The organism is Citrobacter sp. Cf087 (assembly GCF_030334285.1).
GTDB classification, from domain to species: Bacteria; Pseudomonadota; Gammaproteobacteria; order Enterobacterales; family Enterobacteriaceae; genus Citrobacter; species Citrobacter freundii.
This window is the reverse complement of the sequence record NZ_JAOWED010000017.1, coordinates 44,221-63,048: the sequence shown is the minus strand read 5'-3', so window position 1 is coordinate 63,048 and position 18,828 is coordinate 44,221. Positions and strand designations below refer to the sequence as shown.

Genomic DNA, 18,828 nt, shown 5'->3' with positions numbered 1-18,828 from the left:
ACAGGAAAACGTGCCTGATGGCACGACGCTTATCAGGCCTCCAAACGAAAATCCATATACCTGTGTAGGCCGGATAAGGCATTTACGCCGCCATCCGGCAACATTCAAAGCCGGTTACATGACGGCGGCAAATGCCTTTGCCACGCGCTGCACGTTACCGTGATTCAACCCAGCTACGCACATGCGACCGCTGGCGATCAGGTACACACCGAACTCATCGCGCAGGCGATCAACCTGGGCTGCGCTAAGCCCGGTATAGCTGAACATACCGCGCTGTTGCAACAGGTAGTCAAAGTTACGGCCCGGGATCTCTGCATTCAATACGTTAACCAGCTCCTGACGCATCGCCAGAATGCGGGTACGCATCTCTTCGACTTCTGCCAGCCCGCTGGCTTTCAGCGCGTCATCACCCAGTACCGCGGCAACTACCTGCGCACCAAAGTTTGGCGGGCTGGAGTAGTTACGACGCACCGTCGCTTTTAGCTGCCCCAGAACGCGGCTGGCAGTATCACCATCTTCACATACTACAGACAGTCCGCCGACACGCTCGCCGTACAAGGAGAAAATCTTCGAGAATGAGTTACTGACCAGAGCGGGCAATCCGGCGCTGGCAATGGCGCGAATCGCATAGGCGTCGTCTTCTATTCCACCACCGAAGCCCTGGTAAGCAATGTCCAGGAACGGAATCAAATCGCGTGCTTTCAGGATCTCAATAACGCTATCCCACTGCGCAGGCGTTAAATCCGCACCCGTCGGGTTATGGCAGCACGGATGCAGCAGCACGATGCTGCGCGCCGGTAAAGTATTCAGCGTTGCCAGCAGGTCGTTGAAACGCACGCCGTTAGTCGTGTCGTCATACCATGGGTAAGTGCTTACTTCGAATCCAGCCCCCTCAAAAATCGCGATATGGTTTTCCCAGGTCGGATCGCTGACCCATACGCCAGAATCAGGGAAATAGCGTTTCAGGAAGTCTGCGCCAACCTTTAACGCACCGGAGCCGCCCAGCGTCTGAATAGTTGCGACGCGCTGCTGCTGGAGAACCGGATGATCTGCGCCAAACAGCAGCGGCGCAATAGTATGACGATACGTGTTCAGACCTTCCATCGGCAGATACAGCGAAGCACCATGCGGTTTGGCATTAAGTCGAGCTTCCGCTTCCGCCACCGCTTTAAGCTGAGGAATAATTCCGTCTTCGTTGTAATACAGGCCGATGCTGAGGTTCACTTTGTCGCTACGTGAATCTTCTTTGAAGCGCTCCATGAGCGATAAAATCGGGTCGCCGGCGTAGGCGTCAACTTTTTGAAACACGTGTGGTTCTCCAGGTTTACAGGCAAGGGTTAAGAACACAATAAACCGGAAGCGGGAGAAGATCGAGAGGATGTTGAGGGTAATATTGCCGGAAGGCGGCGTAACCGCCTGTCCAGCACATCATTCTGCTAATCGATATACTTCATCGCCACCCTTGAGGTCAGGCGCGTAATAAGTTCGTAAGCACTTACTTTCGTCATTTCAGCAATGCGTTCAACGGGCAGTCCCTCACCCCACAGAATCACCGAATCGCCGGCTTTATCCTGCGCTTCGGGGCCTAAATCGACGCAGATCATATCCATCGCAACGCGACCGACGATCGGCACTTCACGGCCATTGACCAGTACCGGCGTCCCAGACGGCGCCGCGCGCGGATAACCATCACCATAGCCCATTGCCACCACACCCAGACGCGTGTCGCGCTCGCTCAACCAGGTACCACCATAACCAACCGGCTCGCCCGCTTTGTGCTCACGCACCGCAATCAGGCTGGAGGTCAGCGACATCACCGGCTGGCAGCCAAAATCAGCACCGATGGAGTGGTTTTCCAGTGGCGACACACCATACAGAATCAGTCCCGGACGCGCCCAGTCGAAGTGAGACTGTGGCCACAGCAGAATACCGCCCGATGCGGCAATCGAACGCTGCCCAGGTTTGCCCTCGCAAAAGCTGTTGAAGATATCGAGCTGTTTTTCGGTCGCACCACATTCAGGTTCGTCTGCGCGCGCAAAATGGCTGACGATATTGACCGGCTGGCGCACATTTTCACATTGCGTTAGGCGCTGATAAAACGCCTCGGCCTGCTCAGGGCGTACGCCCAGGCGGTGCATACCTGTGTCGAGCTTCATCCAGACGGTAACGGGTTCAACCAGATTAGCTGCTTCCAGGGCTTCGAGCTGCTCCTGGTTATGGACGGCTGTATGCAGACGCTGCGCGGAAATAGTCGGCAGATCGGAGGCATCAAAAAATCCCTCCAGCAGCAGGATGGGCTGCGTGATCCCTCCCGCTCGCAACCGCAGGGCTTCTTCAAGACGAGCGACACCAAAAGCGTCCGCATCGGGGAGCGTTCGCGCGGTCTCTAACAGACCATGGCCGTAGGCGTTCGCTTTCACGACCGCAACCAGTTTACTGGCAGGGGCCAGTTCACGCAGACGTTGCAGGTTGTGTCGCAGAGCGCGGCGGTTAATGACTACAGTTGCCGCTTGCATTTGTATTCCTTAGAAATTACTCATCATCATATTGAGGACCGGCATAGTTGTCGAAGCGGGACCACTGTCCGTTAAACGTCAGGCGCACCGTACCGATCGGACCGTTACGCTGCTTACCAATAATAATTTCGGCGATGCCTTTTAAGTCACTGTTTTCGTGATAAACCTCATCACGATAGATAAACATGATTAAGTCGGCATCCTGTTCGATGGAGCCGGATTCACGCAGATCCGAGTTAACCGGACGCTTGTCGGCGCGTTGTTCCAGAGAGCGGTTAAGCTGCGACAGCGCCACCACCGGCACATGCAATTCTTTCGCTAACGCTTTCAGCGAGCGGGAGATTTCTGCAATTTCCAGCGTACGGTTGTCGGAGAGTGACGGCACGCGCATCAGCTGCAGGTAGTCGATCATGATAAGTCCGATACCACCATGTTCACGGGCAATACGACGGGCACGCGAGCGCACTTCCGTTGGCGTCAGGCCGGAGGAGTCATCAATATAGATGTTTCGTTTCTCCAGCAAAATACCCATTGTTCCGGAAATTCGTGCCCAGTCTTCATCATCCAGTTGACCGGTACGGATTTTGGTTTGGTCTACGCGTGAGAGCGAGGCCAGGGAACGCATCATGATCTGTTCCGAGGGCATTTCAAGACTAAAGATAAGAACCGGCTTATCCTGCAACATCGCCGCATTTTCGACGAGGTTCATCGCAAATGTTGTTTTACCCATCGACGGACGCGCGGCGACGATAATTAAGTCTGACGGCTGCAAACCCGCCGTCTTTTTATTGAGGTCGTCATAACCGGTGTTCACCCCGGTGACGCCGTCGTGCGGCTGCTGGAACAGTTGCTCGATACGCGCGACGGTGGCGTCGAGCACATCAGTAATATTTTTCGGCCCTTCGTCTTTATTTGCGCGGCTTTCCGCGATTTTAAAGACACGGGATTCAGCAAGGTCCAACAGATCTTCACTGGAACGGCCTTGCGGATCAAACCCGGCTTCCGCGATTTCGTTCGCAACCGAAATCATGTCACGAACAACAGCACGTTCGCGGACGATATCCGCATAAGCGCTAATATTCGCCGCACTTGGCGTATTTTTAGATAACTCAGCCAGGTAAGCGAAACCGCCGACGCTATCCAGTTGTCCCTGAACCTCCAGCGACTCTGCCAGTGTGATCAGATCGATGGGTTTCCCCATCTCCTGCAGGCGATGCATTTCCGTAAAGATATGCCGGTGCGGCCGGGTATAAAAATCTTCCGCCACCACACGCTCGGCGACATCGTCCCAGCGTTCGTTATCCAGCATTAAACCGCCCAACACCGACTGTTCCGCTTCAATCGAGTGCGGCGGTACTTTCAGCCCGGCGACTTGGGGATCGCGCTCACGAGCATCAGTCTGTTGTTTGTTGAAGGGTTTATTTCCTGCCATAGTGAATGGAGTTACCGAGATAATGATTGGGTCGAAAGATTACCACATTTCTTTTGGAGGAAGCATGGCAACACGTATTGAATTTCACAAGCATGGTGGCCCTGATGTACTCAAGGCGGTGGAGTTTACACCCGTAGACCCGGCGGAAAACGAAATCCAGGTCGAGAACAAAGCTATTGGGATCAACTATATCGACACCTACATCCGCAGTGGTCTTTATCCGCCGCCATCTCTGCCCAGCGGCCTGGGTACCGAAGCTGCCGGCGTAGTCAGCAAAGTCGGCAGCAAAGTGACACACATTAAAGCTGGCGATCGCGTGGTGTACGCCCAGTCTGCCCTTGGTGCCTACAGCTCAGTGCATAACGTTCCGGCCGATAAAGCCGCCATCCTACCCAACGCAATCTCATTTGAACAAGCCGCAGCCTCATTCCTGAAAGGGTTAACCGTTTTTTATCTGCTGCGTAAAACCTATGAAATTCAGCCTGATGAGCCGTTTTTGTTCCATGCGGCTGCGGGCGGCGTCGGGATGATTGCCTGCCAGTGGGCAAAAGCATTGGGCGCGAAGCTGATTGGTACCGTCGGCAGTGCGCAAAAAGCGCAAATTGCGCTGCAGGCCGGCGCATGGCAGGTCATTAACTATCGTGAAGAAAGCATAGTTGAGCGAGTGAAAGAGATAACCGGCGGAAAAAAAGTACGGGTGGTGTATGACTCGGTGGGGAAAGATACCTGGGAAGCCTCGCTGGATTGTTTACAGCGCCGGGGACTAATGGTCAGCTTTGGTAATGCTTCCGGGCCGGTGACTGGCGTGAACTTAGGTATTCTGAACCAGAAAGGTTCGCTGTACGTGACCCGTCCTTCACTCCAGGGGTATATCACCAATCACCGCGAATTAACCGAAGCCAGCAATGAGCTATTCTCGCTAATTGCCAGCGGAGTAATCAAAGTGGATGTCGCGCCTGGTCAGACGTTCGCACTGCACGATGCACAGCGTGCTCATGAAGTACTTGAAAGCCGGGCAACGCAGGGATCGAGTTTGCTAATCCCATAATGCTTCGACTTCCCCTAAATAATTCAAATTGCAGGAAGGCGGCAATTGAATGAATCCCCAGGAGCTTACTGGAGTAAGTGACTGGGGTGAATGAAAGCAGCCAACACACCTGCGGTTTGAATTATGACGGGGAAGTAAAGAATTAGGGCTTCCCGTGGGAAGCCCTTTCTTTTTTTAGTTCGGCTGTATGTAGGGTACAGCTCGATGAATTCGTTAACCTGGCAATAGTGACAGATTTGATAATCAATTCCTATTTGGTTCTAAAGGCAATGTTGCAGGTTGTGACGCACCGCTCAATACCTTAGTAAAATCGACGGTTATTGCGCTGATACTGTGGGACTTTTGGCGCTTTTATCGCCTTGATAACCCACACCACGGCAACAGCCAGTAGCAGCCAGGGCAACAGTTTAATCATCAAGGCAAATAGTCCGCCCAGAAACATCACTGCGGTGGCTACGACCAATGCAGCCAGAACGCCCAGCAAAGATACGCCGGTGACCATCAGCATGATAAAAAATCCAATCACAAAAAGTAGTTCCAGCATGGCTCTCTCCCGAAATGAAATTCTCTCCATTGCTTTACAAGAAACATGCCAAAAATAATGTATTGATTTATAAAGAAAACGCCCCGCGACAAAGCGCAGGGCGTGGTGAAATTAACTAACTTTTGGCGAAAACTTAACGCTTGTCAGCGACCAGCTTCAGCGCATGCTCCAGTACGTTAATATCTGCCCCGGCTTTATGCGCATTTTCGCTCAGATAGCGACGCCACTGACGAGCCCCAGGGATCCCCTGAAACAGCCCCAACATATGGCGCGTCACATGTCCCAAATAGGTCCCCTTACTCAGTTCACGCTCAATGTACGGGTACATGGCGCGCACCACGGCAACTGGATCGGCATCTTCGGTGGCAGCAGCAAAAATCTCACGGTCAACGGACGCCAGAATACCTGGGTTTTGGTAAGCTTCACGCCCCACCATCACGCCATCCATATGTTGCAGATGAATTTTTGCTTCTTCCAGCGATTTAATGCCGCCGTTGATCGACATCGTCAGATGCGGGAAATCACGCTTTAGCTGATAAACACGGTCATAATCCAGCGGTGGAATTTCGCGGTTTTCTTTCGGGCTTAACCCGGACAGCCAGGCCTTGCGGGCGTGAATGATAAACATCTCACATTCGCCGTTGCCAGATACCGTGTTGATGAAATCGCACAGGAATTCGTAACTGTCCTGGTCATCAATGCCGATACGCGTTTTCACCGTTACCGGAATCGACACCACGTCGCGCATTGCTTTGACGCAATCGGCGACCAGTTGCGCATTCCCCATCAGGCAAGCGCCAAACATGCCATTCTGCACGCGGTCGGAAGGACAACCCACGTTGAGATTGATTTCGTCATAACCCCGCTGTTCAGCGAGCTTCGCGCACTGCGCCAGCGCCGCAGGATCGCTCCCGCCCAGTTGCAATGCGACCGGATGCTCTTCTTCGCTATACGCCAGATAATCGCCTTTACCATGAATGATCGCGCCGGTGGTTACCATCTCCGTATAGAGCAATGTCTGGCTGGACAGTAAGCGCAAAAAGTAGCGGCAGTGTCTGTCCGTCCAGTCGAGCATCGGCGCGATAGAAAAACGATGAGCGGGAAAAGCGGTAGACTGAGATTCAGGCAGCATGGCGAATATTCAAGCATCCGATTAAAAAAGGGGCGCTACTATAGCATAGACCGTTACGATAGTGAGCCACATCCTCGCGGCTCACTCCCCCAGCCCATCAACAAACGCTATTTACGCCCCGGTTTTCCGTCGTGTGATCCGAAAAACTGCGGCGGATGGTCGACCCAGCGATCCTCACGTGTAGCGGCATAGACCGGGTTAAGCGGATAATAAATGCGGTTATATTTTTTGTTCGCCTCACCCACGACTAACAGACGCACCTCTTCACTGGTGTTATTGATAAAAGTATGGCACACGCCTGTACCTGCCGGGAAACCGACGCTGTCGCCCGGCTCTAGCTTCCATAAATACCCGTTAATCCAGGCCTCAGGATAACCTTCCAGCACATAGATAAACTCTTCCTCATCGCTTTCAGCGTGCGGGTACGACGTGCGCCGACCCGGCGGCAGGCGTTCATGATGAATGCCGAGTCGTCCTAACCCCAATTTGCGGGCAAGCGGCGCGCCAATAGCAAATAGCTCATCGCTGTCGGGATAAGTGGAGTCATCAGCCCCCTCAACCTCACGCCAGTGGCGAATACAATCGGGTCTTTTCATGGTTATTTTCCAGTATTGCGATGCGTCAGGTATAGCACACCGCGGTGGATCTCGGCGTTTTAAGCAGAACATGTTAAAGTAAGGGATTAACCTTCCACGCAAATCGAGGCGCCAAATGGACAAAACCACTACGCAAGAGTTATTGGCTCAAGCTGAAAAACTCTGTGCGCAACGCAACGTGCGGCTTACGCCACAGCGTCTCGAAGTGTTGCGCCTGATGAGCCTGCAGGAAGGGGCTATCAGCGCCTATGACCTGCTCGACCTGTTGCGGGAAACTGAGCCGCAGGCCAAGCCGCCAACCGTGTATCGTGCGCTCGATTTTCTGCTGGAACAAGGGTTTGTGCATAAGGTGGAATCCACCAACAGCTATGTCCTTTGCCATCTGTTCGATCAGCCAACCCACAGTTCCGCGATGTTCATTTGTGACCGCTGTGGTGTGGTAAAAGAAGAGTGCGCAGAAGGTGTGGAAGACATCATGCATACGCTGGCGGCCAAAATGGGCTTTGCTCTGCGACATAATGTTATTGAAGCACACGGGCTGTGTCCGGCCTGTGTAGAAGTTGAGTCATGCCGCCATCCTGGCGAGTGCCAGCATGACCATACGATTCAGGTGAAGAAGAAAGTGGGGCGCTAGGTAAGCGGGAGAGCGTACATCCTTGTACTCTCAGGAGGGAGGGGTTAATTACCAGCGGTAATCATTACGTTTTTCCCAATCGTTAACTTCTTTCTCCGCCTGATCTTTCGCGTAACCGTAACGCTCCTGGACTTTACCGACCAGTTGGTCACGTTTACCTTCAATGACCGTCATATCATCATCGGTCAGTTTGCCCCATTGCTCTTTCACTTTACCTTTAAACTGCTTCCAGTTGCCGCCGACTTCGTCTTTATTCATCATCAAGTCCTCATCGTTAGGTTGTGAATAGCGAGAGTGCCATGTCCAGACACATGCTGTTTTTGCTGGACGTGAGAATAAGTGTAGTCAGTGATTCTGGGTTTTATTTACTATTCGGAATTTTTAACCATCCTGCTCAGGCGAACCAGGTTCCATTACGCCAGTGGCGTCGCCAGATAAAGGCCAGTGAAAGCCCACGCAGCGCGAGGAAAACGGTTAACGCCAGCCACAAGCCATGATTTCCCAGCCACGGCAACGTCAGGAGCGTTAATGCGAATCCTGTGGCGGCAACGGCCATACTGTTGCGCATTTCTGCAGCCCGCGTCGCGCCAATAAACATGCCGTCGAGCAGATAACACCAGACACCCACCAGCGGTAACACCACCTGCCAGAAGAGATAGCGATCGGCCAGTAGTCGGATTTGCGGCAGCGAGGTCAGTAGCGCAACAATCTGCTCGCCAAACAGGGCATAAACCAGCGAAAACAGAATAGCCACAATACCGGACTGCCGACAGGCCGCCCGCCATACGTCCAGTAACTGGCTACCATCTCGCGCCCCATAGGCCTGGCCCGAATGCGCTTCCACGGCATAGGCAAATCCATCCAGCGCGTAGGCGGTAAAGGTTAGCAGGGTCATCAGAACGGCATTAACCGCAATAATATCGCCTCCCAGACGTGCACCCAGCACCGTGATAGCGCCAAAACAGAGCTGCAGCAGCAGCGAGCGCAACATGATGTCACGGTTAAGCGCCAGCAAACGACGGAAGTTGCCACGCCACGCCTGCTTCAGCATTGCCAGCGATATTCCGCGCATATGCAGGACTTTGCGCACCATCATCAGGCCGATCAGTAAGGTGGCATATTCAGCAATCACCGTCGCCAGTGCCGCACCTTGCACGTTCATATGCAGGCCCATCACCAGCCATAAATCGAGCACAATGTTAAGAATATTGCCAACAATCAACAGGATAACCGGCGCACGCGCATACTGAACGCCAAGCAGCCAGCCGAGCAGCACCAGATTAGCCAGCGAGGCGGGTGCGCTGAGCCAGCGGATTTCAAGGAAACGCCGGGCTTGTTCCAGTACCGCTTCACTTCCCCCGACAATATGCAGCGCTACATCGATAATCGGCGTACGAAACAGTGCGATAAGCAACCCCGCGCCCAGCGCCAGCATTAGCGGCTGCACCAGTGCGCGCGCCAGCGCCTGAGGATTTTTCGCACCAAATGCCTGCGCAGTAAGACCCGTGGTGCTCATGCGCAGGAAAAGCAGCAGCATAAAGAGAAAACTGGTTGCCGTAGCACCAACCGCAACACCGCCAAGATAGACCGGGCTATCCAGATGACCAATCACCGCGGTATCCACCAGTCCCAGCAGGGGAACGGTGATATTGGAGAAGATCATCGGTAAGGCGAGGTGCCAGAGTGCTTTATCAGAAGAGGTAAAGAAAGGCATACAGGAAAGCCTGATGAAAAGAAGTGAAAACTAACTGTGGCGCAGAATGCGCCACAGTATTAATACATGATTACAGCCATTCACCGTTACGAATGACACCTACCGCCAGCCCTTCAATGGTGAAGCTTTGCTCACGCAGGTCGACAACGATAGGTTTAAATTCGCTATTTTCTGGCAGAAGTTCAACCTTGTTGCCCTGCTTTTTCAGGCGCTTAACCGTAACTTCGTCATCAATACGGGCAACAACAACCTGTCCGTTACGCACGTCCTGAGTTTTATGCACCGCCAGCAAATCGCCGTCCATAATACCGATATCTTTCATAGACATACCGCTGACGCGCAGCAGAAAATCGGCGTTCGGTTTGAACAATGAGGGATCGACCTGGTAGTGGCCTTCGATGTGCTGCTGCGCCAGAAGTGGCTCGCCTGCCGCCACACGACCGACAAGCGGTAATCCCTCTTCTTCTTCCTGCAGCAGTCTAATACCGCGCGATGCGCCGGAGACAATTTCCAGCACACCTTTACGCGCCAGCGCTTTCAGATGTTCTTCAGCGGCATTTGGGGAACGGAACCCCAAACGCTGCGCGATCTCCGCACGCGTCGGTGGCATACCTGTCTGGCTGATGTGATCTCTAATGAGATCAAACACCTCTTGCTGCCTGGCCGTTAACGCTTTCATTCCGCCCCCTGGGTGTATATACAGTTATGCTGTGAGTATATACAGCTAAAGGTGATTTTGGAACCGCAAACTGCACAAAAAGCAGGAGATTTATGAAGATGTGGAATCCTTATCGCAAATGCGACCACAACAGGATGCCCCAGGTAATCAGAGCGACAAAAATAGACAACAATACCGCCGCCGACCCCATATCTTTCGCCCGGCCGGAAAGTTCGTGATACTCAGAGCCTATACGGTCAACTACCGCCTCAATCGCACTGTTGAGGATTTCAACGATCATCACCAGCATCACGGAACCAATCAACAGCACGCGAGTAATCGCATCGACGTCCAGCCAGCAGGCGATAGCTACGCCCAGCAGTACGGCAACGCTTTCCTGGCGGAATGCCGCCTCATTGATCCATGCGGCGCGAAAACCTTTCCAGGAATAGCCTGCAGCTTTGATAATTCGGGTGAATCCAGTGGTATTATTGGCCATCAAAAAGAACCTTTTTACATTATTAGCGTCAATGTCATTGTAACGTTACCCCGTTTGTTTCAGGGTGTGGCAAAGCAGCGCGAAGTATGACGGGATACCACAGAAATTCACTAAACTTTCTGATATCCTTGCAGCGCATTTGCATTATTAACCAGAGGCTTTACATCGTTTATGTCCGGCTGGCCACGAATTTACTACAAATTACTGAATTTACCATTAAGCGTCCTGGTAAAAAGCAAGTCTATTCCGGCAGAACCTGCCCCGGAATTGGGACTCGATACGTCTCGTCCCATTATGTACGTCCTACCGTACAATTCAAAAGCAGACTTGCTGACGCTGCGTGCCCAATGTCTGGTGCACGATCTCCCCGATCCCCTGGAACCGCTGGAGATAGACGGGACTTTACTGCCGCGCTACGTGTTTATTCACGGCGGCCCGCGTGTGTTCACCTATTACACGCCAAAAGAAGAGTCCATCAAGCTGTTCCATAACTATCTCGACTTACATCGCAGCAATCCAGACCTGGATGTGCAGATGGTGCCGGTTTCGGTGATGTTTGGCCGTGCGCCAGGGCGTGAAAAAGGTGAAGTTAATCCGCCATTACGTATGCTAAACGGCGTACAGAAATTCTTTGCGGTTTCATGGCTGGGTCGCGACAGTTTTGTCCGCTTCTCCCCGTCGGTCTCTCTGCGTCGTATGGCGGATGAACACGGTACGGATAAGATCATTGCCCAGAAGCTGGCACGCGTGGCGCGTATGCACTTTGCTCGCCAGCGTCTGGCCGCTGTCGGCCCGCGCCTCCCTGCCCGCCAGGATCTGTTTAATAAACTGTTAGCTTCAAAAGCGATCGCTCGCGCGGTAGAAGATGAAGCGCGCAGTAAAAAAATCTCCCACGAAAAAGCGCAGCAAAATGCCATTGCGCTGATGGAAGAGATTGCCGCCAACTTCTCCTACGAAATGATCCGTTTGACGGACCGTATCCTGGGCTTTACCTGGAACCGTCTGTATCAGGGGATTAACGTTCATAATGCGGAGCGTGTACGCCAGTTGGCGCACGATGGGCATGAAATCGTGTACGTTCCGTGCCACCGCAGCCATATGGACTATATGCTGCTGTCGTACGTTCTGTACCACCAGGGTCTGGTTCCGCCGCACATCGCAGCCGGTATCAACCTGAATTTCTGGCCAGCGGGTCCGATTTTCCGTCGTCTGGGCGCATTCTTTATTCGTCGTACCTTCAAGGGCAACAAGCTCTACTCCACCGTATTCCGTGAATACCTGGGCGAATTGTTCAGCCGCGGCTACTCGGTTGAGTACTTTGTCGAGGGTGGACGTTCACGTACTGGTCGTTTGCTCGACCCGAAAACCGGCACCCTGTCGATGACTATTCAGGCGATGCTGCGCGGCGGTACGCGTCCTATTACTCTCGTACCGATCTACATCGGCTACGAGCACGTAATGGAAGTGGGCACCTACGCCAAAGAGCTGCGTGGCGCGACGAAAGAGAAAGAAAGTCTGCCACAAATGCTGCGTGGCTTAAGCAAGCTGCGCAACCTGGGTCAGGGCTACGTCAACTTTGGTGAACCAATGCCATTGATGACTTACCTCAACCAGCATGTGCCAGAATGGCGTGAATCTATCGATCCTATCGAGTCTATCCGTCCGGCCTGGCTGACGCCGACGGTGAATAACATTGCCGCCGATCTGATGGTGCGCATTAACAACGCTGGCGCGGCCAACGCCATGAACCTGTGTTGTACCGCGCTGTTGGCTTCCCGCCAGCGCTCTCTGACCCGTGAACAGTTAACCGAGCAGCTCGACTGCTACCTGAGCCTGCTGCGCAACGTGCCGTACGCGGCGGACTCAACCGTTCCTGCGCAAAGTGCCAGTGAACTGATCGACCACGCCTTGCAGATGAACAAGTTTGAGGTCGAGAAAGACACCATCGGTGACATCATTATTCTGCCGCGCGAGCAGGCGGTCTTGATGACGTACTACCGCAATAACATTGCGCATATGCTGGTTCTGCCTTCGTTGATGGCAGCCATTGTGACTCAGCATCGTCGTATTTCACGCGTCGCGCTACAGCAGCATATTGATGCGTTGTACCCGATGCTGAAAGCCGAGTTGTTCCTGCGCTGGGAGCGCGATGAGCTTGCCGGGGTGATTGACGAACTGGCCAGCGAAATGCAGCGCCAGGGGCTGATTACTCTACAGGATGGCGAGCTGCATATTAACCCTGCCCGCTCCCGTACGCTGCAGCTGTTGGCTGCGGGTGCTCGCGAGACGTTGCAACGCTACGCTATCACCTTCTGGCTACTGAGCGCCAACCCGTCGATCAACCGTGGCACGCTGGAGAAAGAGAGCCGCACCGTGGCACAACGCCTCTCAGTGCTGCACGGCATTAACGCGCCGGAATTCTTCGATAAAGCGGTGTTCAGCTCTCTGGTGCTGACACTGCGTGACGAGGGATTCATTAGCGATACCGGGGATGCCGAGCCGGAAGAGACGATGAAGATCTACCAGATGCTGGCCGAACTGGTCACATCGGATGTGCGTCTGACCATCGAGAGCGCCACACAGGGCGAATAAGCATAAAAAAACCGGTCGAAATGACCGGTTTTTATTTTGCAGGCTAAGCCAAACTCAAAAGTGCCAGTAGCTCATCGCCAGTCCTAAGAACAGTACCAGGCCTACATAGTTATTGTTCATAAACGCTTTAAAACAGGCATCACGCTCACGATTAACGATCAGCTTCTGCTGATACACAAACAGCGCACCCGCCACCAGCAGAGACCAGTAATAGCCCGGTCCCAGCCCGTTCAGCCACCCAACCAGCGCCATCAGCACCAGTACACCGACCTGCAGAATACCAATAATGAGTTTGTCGTTCTGGCCGAACAGGATCGCGGTCGATTTAATGCCAATCTTCAGGTCATCATCCCGGTCAACCATCGCATACTGTGTGTCATAGGCCACCGCCCAGAGAATGTTGGCGAGGAACATCAGCCAGCAGCTCAGTGGTACAGACTCGCTCACGGCGGCAAACGCCATCGGTATAGACCAGCCAAACGCCGCGCCCAGCACCACCTGCGGCAGATGCGTGTAGCGTTTCATGAAGGGATAGACCCACGCCAGCGCTAGCGCCGCAACGGACAACAAAATGGTCATCGTGTTGAGCGTCAAAACCAGCAGGAAGGCGAGCAACACCAATACGACGAACAGCGTTCGGGCTTCTTTTTCGGTGACAGCACCGCTCGGCAGCGGTCGATTCGCGGTGCGTTTAACGTGTCCGTCAAACTTCCTGTCGGCATAATCATTTACCACACATCCAGCGGCGCGCATTAACCAAACGCCGGCGACAAATACCGCCAGGATCCACAGTTGCGGCATGCCTGGGGTCGCCACCCACAATGCCCATAGCGTTGGCCAGAGCAGCAGTAAGGCGCCGATCGGCTTATCCGTACGCATCAAGCGGTGAAACGCCAGCAGCTTATTCTGCGTCAGACTCCACTCCATCTTTATCTTCCTCTCAGTACAACGGCGATGCAGGCAGAAAAAGCTCGGTAAGCATCAGCGGCTTACCGCTCAGCCGTAGGCGGGAACGACGCCCCCATAGCGCTGCATCGCGGCCAATCTCAATAAAATCTCGGGTCAATGTCGATGACGTAAACAGGTAGCGTCCGAGCGGGGTTTTCCCCAGGTTCTGTAAGGCCAGTTCAGGGCCGCACAAGGTTGATTCAGGCACCACGGTCCGTCCGGCAAGCCAGGGTTCACCATCCGCACATAACAGGATTTCACGTAACCAATAGCGAGACTCTTTAGGCAGCAGCGTCAGTTCTTCAGCCACCTCATTTTGCCCAACAAATCCTTCGCGAAGTAACGTGACGGTGACCTTTTTCCCCTGCTGCTCAAAACGTTTGGTCATGGAATCTTCCAGTAACAACCAGTCGAGCAGTTGGGGGTCCAGCGCCGGGATCGCATCAAAATAACGCAGCGCACGCAGTTGCGTTAACGCAGGGTGTGGCATGCCTTACTCTCCGATTTATAACCTGAAGGCATTGTATCGCAGAAAATGCATTACGGGGTGAGCAAACACAATTAAGTGATCGTCAGAGCAACATAAGTGTAACAATTAGCACCGAAGGATAAAAAAAGGTGCGCCAGGAGACGCACCAGTTGTTGCAAAATCAGCACTGCGGGGAGACGTTTACCCCTTGCCTTTTACACTGCTGATAAAGGTGGATCGGGCAGATTTGGATCCCAGACGTTCAGCTTCATCAAGCAGCTTCAGCGCTTTATCGACATCGCCTTTCGCCACGGCATCCTTAATGCCCTGGTTAAAATAACTTTCCGTGTCATTTAACATCGGCTCACTTTTCTTCACCGGTTGTGGCGCTGGAGCAGCAACGGCTGCCGCCGGAGCCGCATAAGTAACTGCAGGCGCTGCGGTATTACCCACCGTGACAGGGCCAGGGCCGGATGAGCCAAACAGCGGCCCTACCAGCACGCTGGAGGAGGAACTGGTTTTGACTTTCAGCTTCAGCAGACCGTCGGTGGTATGACGGGCGATCGGGTCAGGAATATCCGGAACAGCGTTACCTACACCCTTGGCATAGGCTTTTGCCGGGTCAAGCAGGGTCGTGGTCTGCTGGAGATCTTTATCTGTGGTAAAGACCAGAACATAGAGCTTTTGCTGGCCCAGCGCTGGCGTCAGACGCATTACGCCTTCCAGACGATCGGCACTCATCACGCCGGGTTCCTGGTAGGTGAAATAGCTGCTGGGGAAGAACGCAGATGGCGTCATGTTCTGATCAAGAATTAAAACGTTTGGTGCAAATACGCTGGTTTGTTTGTTGACTTCACTGGTCAGCGTCAGGGTTAACTCACCAATATTCGCGGGTACGCTGTACGCAGCGACTGGGCCAGTAATACCAGCAACATCAAGACGCTGACCCGCTGTCGCTAGCTGTGTCGACTGGGTTTTGGATTGATCAACCGGCGTCCAGGTTAACTGTTGTAGCGCAGCAGTGGGAATAGCTGGAGCCGCGGTGGTGTTCTGCGGAACAATATTTACATCGGCCAGGCTGATGCCAGGCGCGCTGGCAAATAACCCTGCAGATAAACAAAGGGCAACGAGACTTTTCTTCATTTTCATTGTTATCACCTCAGATAGCATGGGTTCAGCGGTGGCCAGGCAATAGCGCGCTAAACCGTAATCAAGAGGGGCTGGCGCCCCTCTTTCGGTCTTTACGTCAGGTTAGTGCTGAATTACCACCAGATTTCCATCTGGGCACCGAAGGACCACTCATCGCTGTCGCCACGGCTGGTTGTGCTGATACCAGAGTTGGTTGCAGCAGCGTATTTGGTTACGTCGTTACCATTTTTAACGTAGCCCCACTCTTCATCCCATTTGGCATAGGTTGCAAAGACACGAATTGCCGGGCGGGACCAGATGCTGTCGCCAGCCTGCCACTGTTGCGCCAGGGTGATTTTGTACTGGCTGTTGCGATCGCCAGTTTGCTGAGATTTGACGTTGTCGTAACCGACTTCCAGCAGGGTGCTCATGATCGGTGTCCATTTGTACATCGGACGAATACCGACGGTGTACCATTCGGTCCCCAGGTCGTTATCCATATCGAGGTTCTGGTACATACCGACGTACATCAGATCCCATTTGTCGCCCAGGGAGATTGCACCGTGGTCAAGTACGCGGAACAGGCTACCGTTGTTATTCACAACGTTGTTAGCATAGTTCACGCCATCAATAGTCACGCTAGAAGAACCGTAAGACCCCTGGTTCAGACCTTTACCCTGAGTTGTCATGGAATCTGTGGCGTACTGAACAACAAACTTGTTGTAGCCCTTCAGCATGCTCTGGGTATGTTCAGCGGTGAACATCCAGCCATCTTTTGATGCACCGTCTGCCAGGCTGTAGTCGTCTGTGGTGTTAGCGCGACCGTAGTCAACGCCCAATTCCAACATCCCATCCGGGTTAGTTGCCAACTGTGCTAAACGAACGTCAAATACGTCGTTGGCGGTGTCTTTGGTACGATCATATATATTCTGGCTGCTGAAAGCATATGAACCACCCGCTTCCTGTGAACGGCTCGCGGCCAGAGACAGTTTACCGAAGCCCAGATCGATGTTTTCAATACCAGCACCAGGACCTGAAATATCCCAGTAGTAGAAGTCGATCATGTGAACATCATGACGCTGATAGAAGCGCTTACCTGCCCAGATAGTGGAGCCTGGCAGCCATTCAATCAGGTTTTTACCCTGCACGTTGGCTTCACGGAAGGCCGGGTCAGTCCCTTCCCAGTCATTCTGCTGTGCGACGGAATAGGCAACGTTAGTGTCGAAGTAGAAGCTCTTATCGCCCTCTTTCCACACTTCCTGACCTAATTTAATTTCCGCATAGGTTTCACATTCGTTACCAAGACGGTATTTACTTTGGGCGCCGGTTGCCTGGAAACACTGTTGTTCACCGCCGCTACCCGTCCAGCCAATACCGGAACGTGCATAGCCATGGAAATCCACAGCCATTGCCTGAACAGACATAATGCCTGCCGCCACAGCAACCGCCAGAGGGAGTTTGCGCAGAGTAATCATCGTTCTATCTCCTGAGATCATTGCTTTTCTTTAAACGCTTCACCTTGACGGTTTTGCGCTTTTTTTTAATGGGATACCTTAAACACCCGGCTCTTGATGCAACCGACGACATGCACTGCCATCCTCACGGAACAGATGGCAACGCTCTGGCGGCAGGCCGATAGCGAATGTGGCACCCTCTTCTACCAACACCACGTCGTTCTGGCGGTAAACCAGGTTTTGACGGATGGCGGGGATCTGGATATGAATTTGTGTTTCGTGACCAAGCTGCTCGACCACCTGCACTTCACCTTCGAGGGTGACATCGGCGATATCGCTGGGCAGCAGATGTTCCGGGCGGATACCTAAAGACATGTTGGCGCCAACCTGCACCGCATGGCTGTCTACCGGGAGCCATATTTGCTGGCGGTTAGGCAGTTCAACCTGCACCTGATCGATGGCTGTCCCGGTGACTTTCACCGGCAGGAAGTTCATCTTCGGCGAGCCAATAAACCCGGCAACAAAGCGGTCAGCCGGGTAGTGGTATAGCTCCAGCGGTTTACCGACCTGCGCTACGCGACCGGCATCCAGCACCACAATTTTGTCAGCCAGGGTCATCGCTTCGACCTGATCGTGGGTGACGTAAATCATCGTGCGACCAAGACGTTTATGCAGGCGGGAGATTTCAATACGCATCTGCACGCGCAGCGCGGCGTCGAGGTTTGACAGCGGTTCGTCCAGCAGGAATACACGCGGTTCGGCGACCAGCGTACGGCCAATCGCCACACGCTGACGTTGTCCGCCGGAAAGCGCTTTTGGTTTACGCTCCAGCAGGTGTGCCAGTTGCAGAACTTCCGCAACCTGGTTCACACGTTGGTTCATCACCTCTTTTTTCGCCCCGGCCAGTTTGAGGCCGAATGACATGTTTTCCGCGACAGATAAATGGGGGTATAACGCGTAGGACTGAAAGACCATACCCACACCGCGTTCGGCGGGCGGAATGTCGTTCATCCGGGTCTCCCCGATAAACAAGTCACCACTGGTGATGGTTTCAAGCCCGGCGATCATACGCAGCAAGGTCGACTTACCGCAGCCTGACGGTCCGACAAACACCACGAATTCCCCTTCGTGAATGTCGAGATTGATATCTTTCGATACCACCACGTCACCCCAGGCTTTTGTTACATTTCGCAGCTGTACGCTCGCCATGCCCTTCTCCCTTCGTTACAACCTGTCATCGACAGCAACATTCATGATGGGCTGACTATGCGCGATCACTTGACTGCGTGAATCCTCCACCCCCCGGCTTTTTTATGGGGGAGGAGGCGGGAGGATGAGAGAGCAGCGTCTGAGACCCGGGCTACCTGCCTCAGAGGAATTTCGTGATGCAGCCTGCAAAAATCGGTGGGTTTTTATGTGCGCCAGTACGCAATACTCACATTTATGTAACACAGATCACATAAA

At 53.4% G+C, this 18,828-nt stretch carries 18 protein-coding genes; 3 read left to right on the top strand and 15 right to left on the bottom strand.

From position 1 onward, the window contains the following. Positions 1–114: 114 nt before the first annotated feature. From tyrB to dnaB, 3 genes are all read right to left on the bottom strand, one after another. Positions 115–1,308 (bottom strand): aromatic amino acid transaminase, encoded by a 1,194-nt coding sequence (tyrB, locus tag OGV57_RS00370; protein WP_054527961.1) that lies wholly within the window; start codon positions 1,306–1,308, stop codon positions 115–117. A 128-nt stretch (positions 1,309–1,436) separates the two neighbouring features. After that, a complete protein-coding gene (alr, locus tag OGV57_RS00365; RefSeq protein WP_003844721.1) occupies positions 1,437–2,516 on the bottom strand; it encodes an alanine racemase in 1,080 nt (359 codons plus the stop codon). A 16-nt stretch (positions 2,517–2,532) separates the two neighbouring features. Then, positions 2,533–3,948 carry a replicative DNA helicase gene (gene dnaB, locus OGV57_RS00360; protein ID WP_003826610.1) on the bottom strand — a complete coding sequence of 472 codons (1,416 nt, stop codon included), beginning with the start codon at positions 3,946–3,948 and terminating at the stop codon, positions 2,533–2,535. Positions 3,949–4,012: 64 nt separating this feature from the next. Here dnaB and OGV57_RS00355 point away from each other — a divergent pair, with 64 nt between their 5' ends. Next, complete coding sequence (locus OGV57_RS00355; RefSeq protein ID WP_003841359.1) at positions 4,013–4,996, top strand: quinone oxidoreductase; 984 nt, start codon at positions 4,013–4,015, stop codon at positions 4,994–4,996. Positions 4,997–5,297: 301 nt separating this feature from the next. On the opposite strand, the gene pspG is transcribed toward OGV57_RS00355, so the two are convergent. The 3 genes from pspG to OGV57_RS00340 all read right to left on the bottom strand — a co-directional run bounded on the left by pspG (position 5,298) and on the right by OGV57_RS00340 (position 7,268). Continuing rightward, positions 5,298–5,540 (bottom strand): envelope stress response protein PspG, encoded by a 243-nt coding sequence (gene pspG, locus OGV57_RS00350; RefSeq protein ID WP_003031713.1) that lies wholly within the window; start codon positions 5,538–5,540, stop codon positions 5,298–5,300. Positions 5,541–5,673: 133 nt separating this feature from the next. Then, positions 5,674–6,672, bottom strand: a complete 999-nt coding sequence (gene dusA, locus OGV57_RS00345; RefSeq protein WP_003841361.1) for a tRNA dihydrouridine(20/20a) synthase DusA — start codon at positions 6,670–6,672, stop codon at positions 5,674–5,676. 107 nt (positions 6,673–6,779) lie between these two features. Further along, the gene (locus OGV57_RS00340; protein WP_003031710.1) at positions 6,780–7,268 is read right to left on the bottom strand and encodes a cupin domain-containing protein; all 489 of its coding nucleotides are present in this window, start codon (positions 7,266–7,268) and stop codon (positions 6,780–6,782) included. 115 nt (positions 7,269–7,383) lie between these two features. Here OGV57_RS00340 and zur point away from each other — a divergent pair, with 115 nt between their 5' ends. Continuing rightward, positions 7,384–7,902, top strand: a complete 519-nt coding sequence (zur, locus tag OGV57_RS00335; RefSeq protein ID WP_003031709.1) for a zinc uptake transcriptional repressor Zur — start codon at positions 7,384–7,386, stop codon at positions 7,900–7,902. 48 nt (positions 7,903–7,950) lie between these two features. Here the strand turns inward: zur and OGV57_RS00330 are convergent, their stop codons facing one another. The 4 genes from OGV57_RS00330 to OGV57_RS00315 form a co-directional block, all read right to left on the bottom strand. Then, positions 7,951–8,160 (bottom strand): CsbD family protein, encoded by a 210-nt coding sequence (locus tag OGV57_RS00330; protein WP_003031706.1) that lies wholly within the window; start codon positions 8,158–8,160, stop codon positions 7,951–7,953. A 136-nt stretch (positions 8,161–8,296) separates the two neighbouring features. Beyond that, positions 8,297–9,616, bottom strand: a complete 1,320-nt coding sequence (gene dinF, locus OGV57_RS00325; RefSeq protein WP_054527960.1) for an MATE family efflux transporter DinF — start codon at positions 9,614–9,616, stop codon at positions 8,297–8,299. 70 nt (positions 9,617–9,686) lie between these two features. Next, positions 9,687–10,295 (bottom strand): transcriptional repressor LexA, encoded by a 609-nt coding sequence (gene lexA, locus OGV57_RS00320; protein ID WP_003031703.1) that lies wholly within the window; start codon positions 10,293–10,295, stop codon positions 9,687–9,689. A gap of 109 nt (positions 10,296–10,404) precedes the next feature. Further along, positions 10,405–10,773 (bottom strand): diacylglycerol kinase, encoded by a 369-nt coding sequence (locus OGV57_RS00315; protein WP_003826594.1) that lies wholly within the window; start codon positions 10,771–10,773, stop codon positions 10,405–10,407. Positions 10,774–10,944: 171 nt separating this feature from the next. Between OGV57_RS00315 and plsB the strand changes: the two genes are divergently transcribed. After that, the gene (gene plsB / locus OGV57_RS00310) at positions 10,945–13,365 is read left to right on the top strand and encodes a glycerol-3-phosphate 1-O-acyltransferase PlsB (RefSeq protein WP_003841366.1); all 2,421 of its coding nucleotides are present in this window, start codon (positions 10,945–10,947) and stop codon (positions 13,363–13,365) included. 54 nt (positions 13,366–13,419) lie between these two features. On the opposite strand, the gene ubiA is transcribed toward plsB, so the two are convergent. The 5 genes from ubiA to malK all read right to left on the bottom strand — a co-directional run bounded on the left by ubiA (position 13,420) and on the right by malK (position 18,573). Further along, positions 13,420–14,292 (bottom strand): 4-hydroxybenzoate octaprenyltransferase, encoded by an 873-nt coding sequence (ubiA, locus tag OGV57_RS00305; RefSeq protein WP_016149402.1) that lies wholly within the window; start codon positions 14,290–14,292, stop codon positions 13,420–13,422. Positions 14,293–14,305: 13 nt separating this feature from the next. Next, positions 14,306–14,803 (bottom strand): chorismate lyase, encoded by a 498-nt coding sequence (gene ubiC, locus OGV57_RS00300; protein WP_054527959.1) that lies wholly within the window; start codon positions 14,801–14,803, stop codon positions 14,306–14,308. A 180-nt stretch (positions 14,804–14,983) separates the two neighbouring features. After that, positions 14,984–15,931, bottom strand: coding sequence for a maltose operon protein MalM (gene malM / locus OGV57_RS00295; RefSeq protein ID WP_003841372.1), 948 nt, complete (start codon positions 15,929–15,931; stop codon positions 14,984–14,986). A 113-nt stretch (positions 15,932–16,044) separates the two neighbouring features. Continuing rightward, entirely contained in the window at positions 16,045–17,385 is a 1,341-nt protein-coding gene (locus tag OGV57_RS00290) for a maltoporin (protein ID WP_054527958.1), read from the bottom strand. 78 nt (positions 17,386–17,463) lie between these two features. Then, the gene (malK, locus tag OGV57_RS00285) at positions 17,464–18,573 is read right to left on the bottom strand and encodes a maltose/maltodextrin ABC transporter ATP-binding protein MalK (protein ID WP_003031682.1); all 1,110 of its coding nucleotides are present in this window, start codon (positions 18,571–18,573) and stop codon (positions 17,464–17,466) included. Between the last annotated feature and the right edge of the window lie 255 nt (positions 18,574–18,828).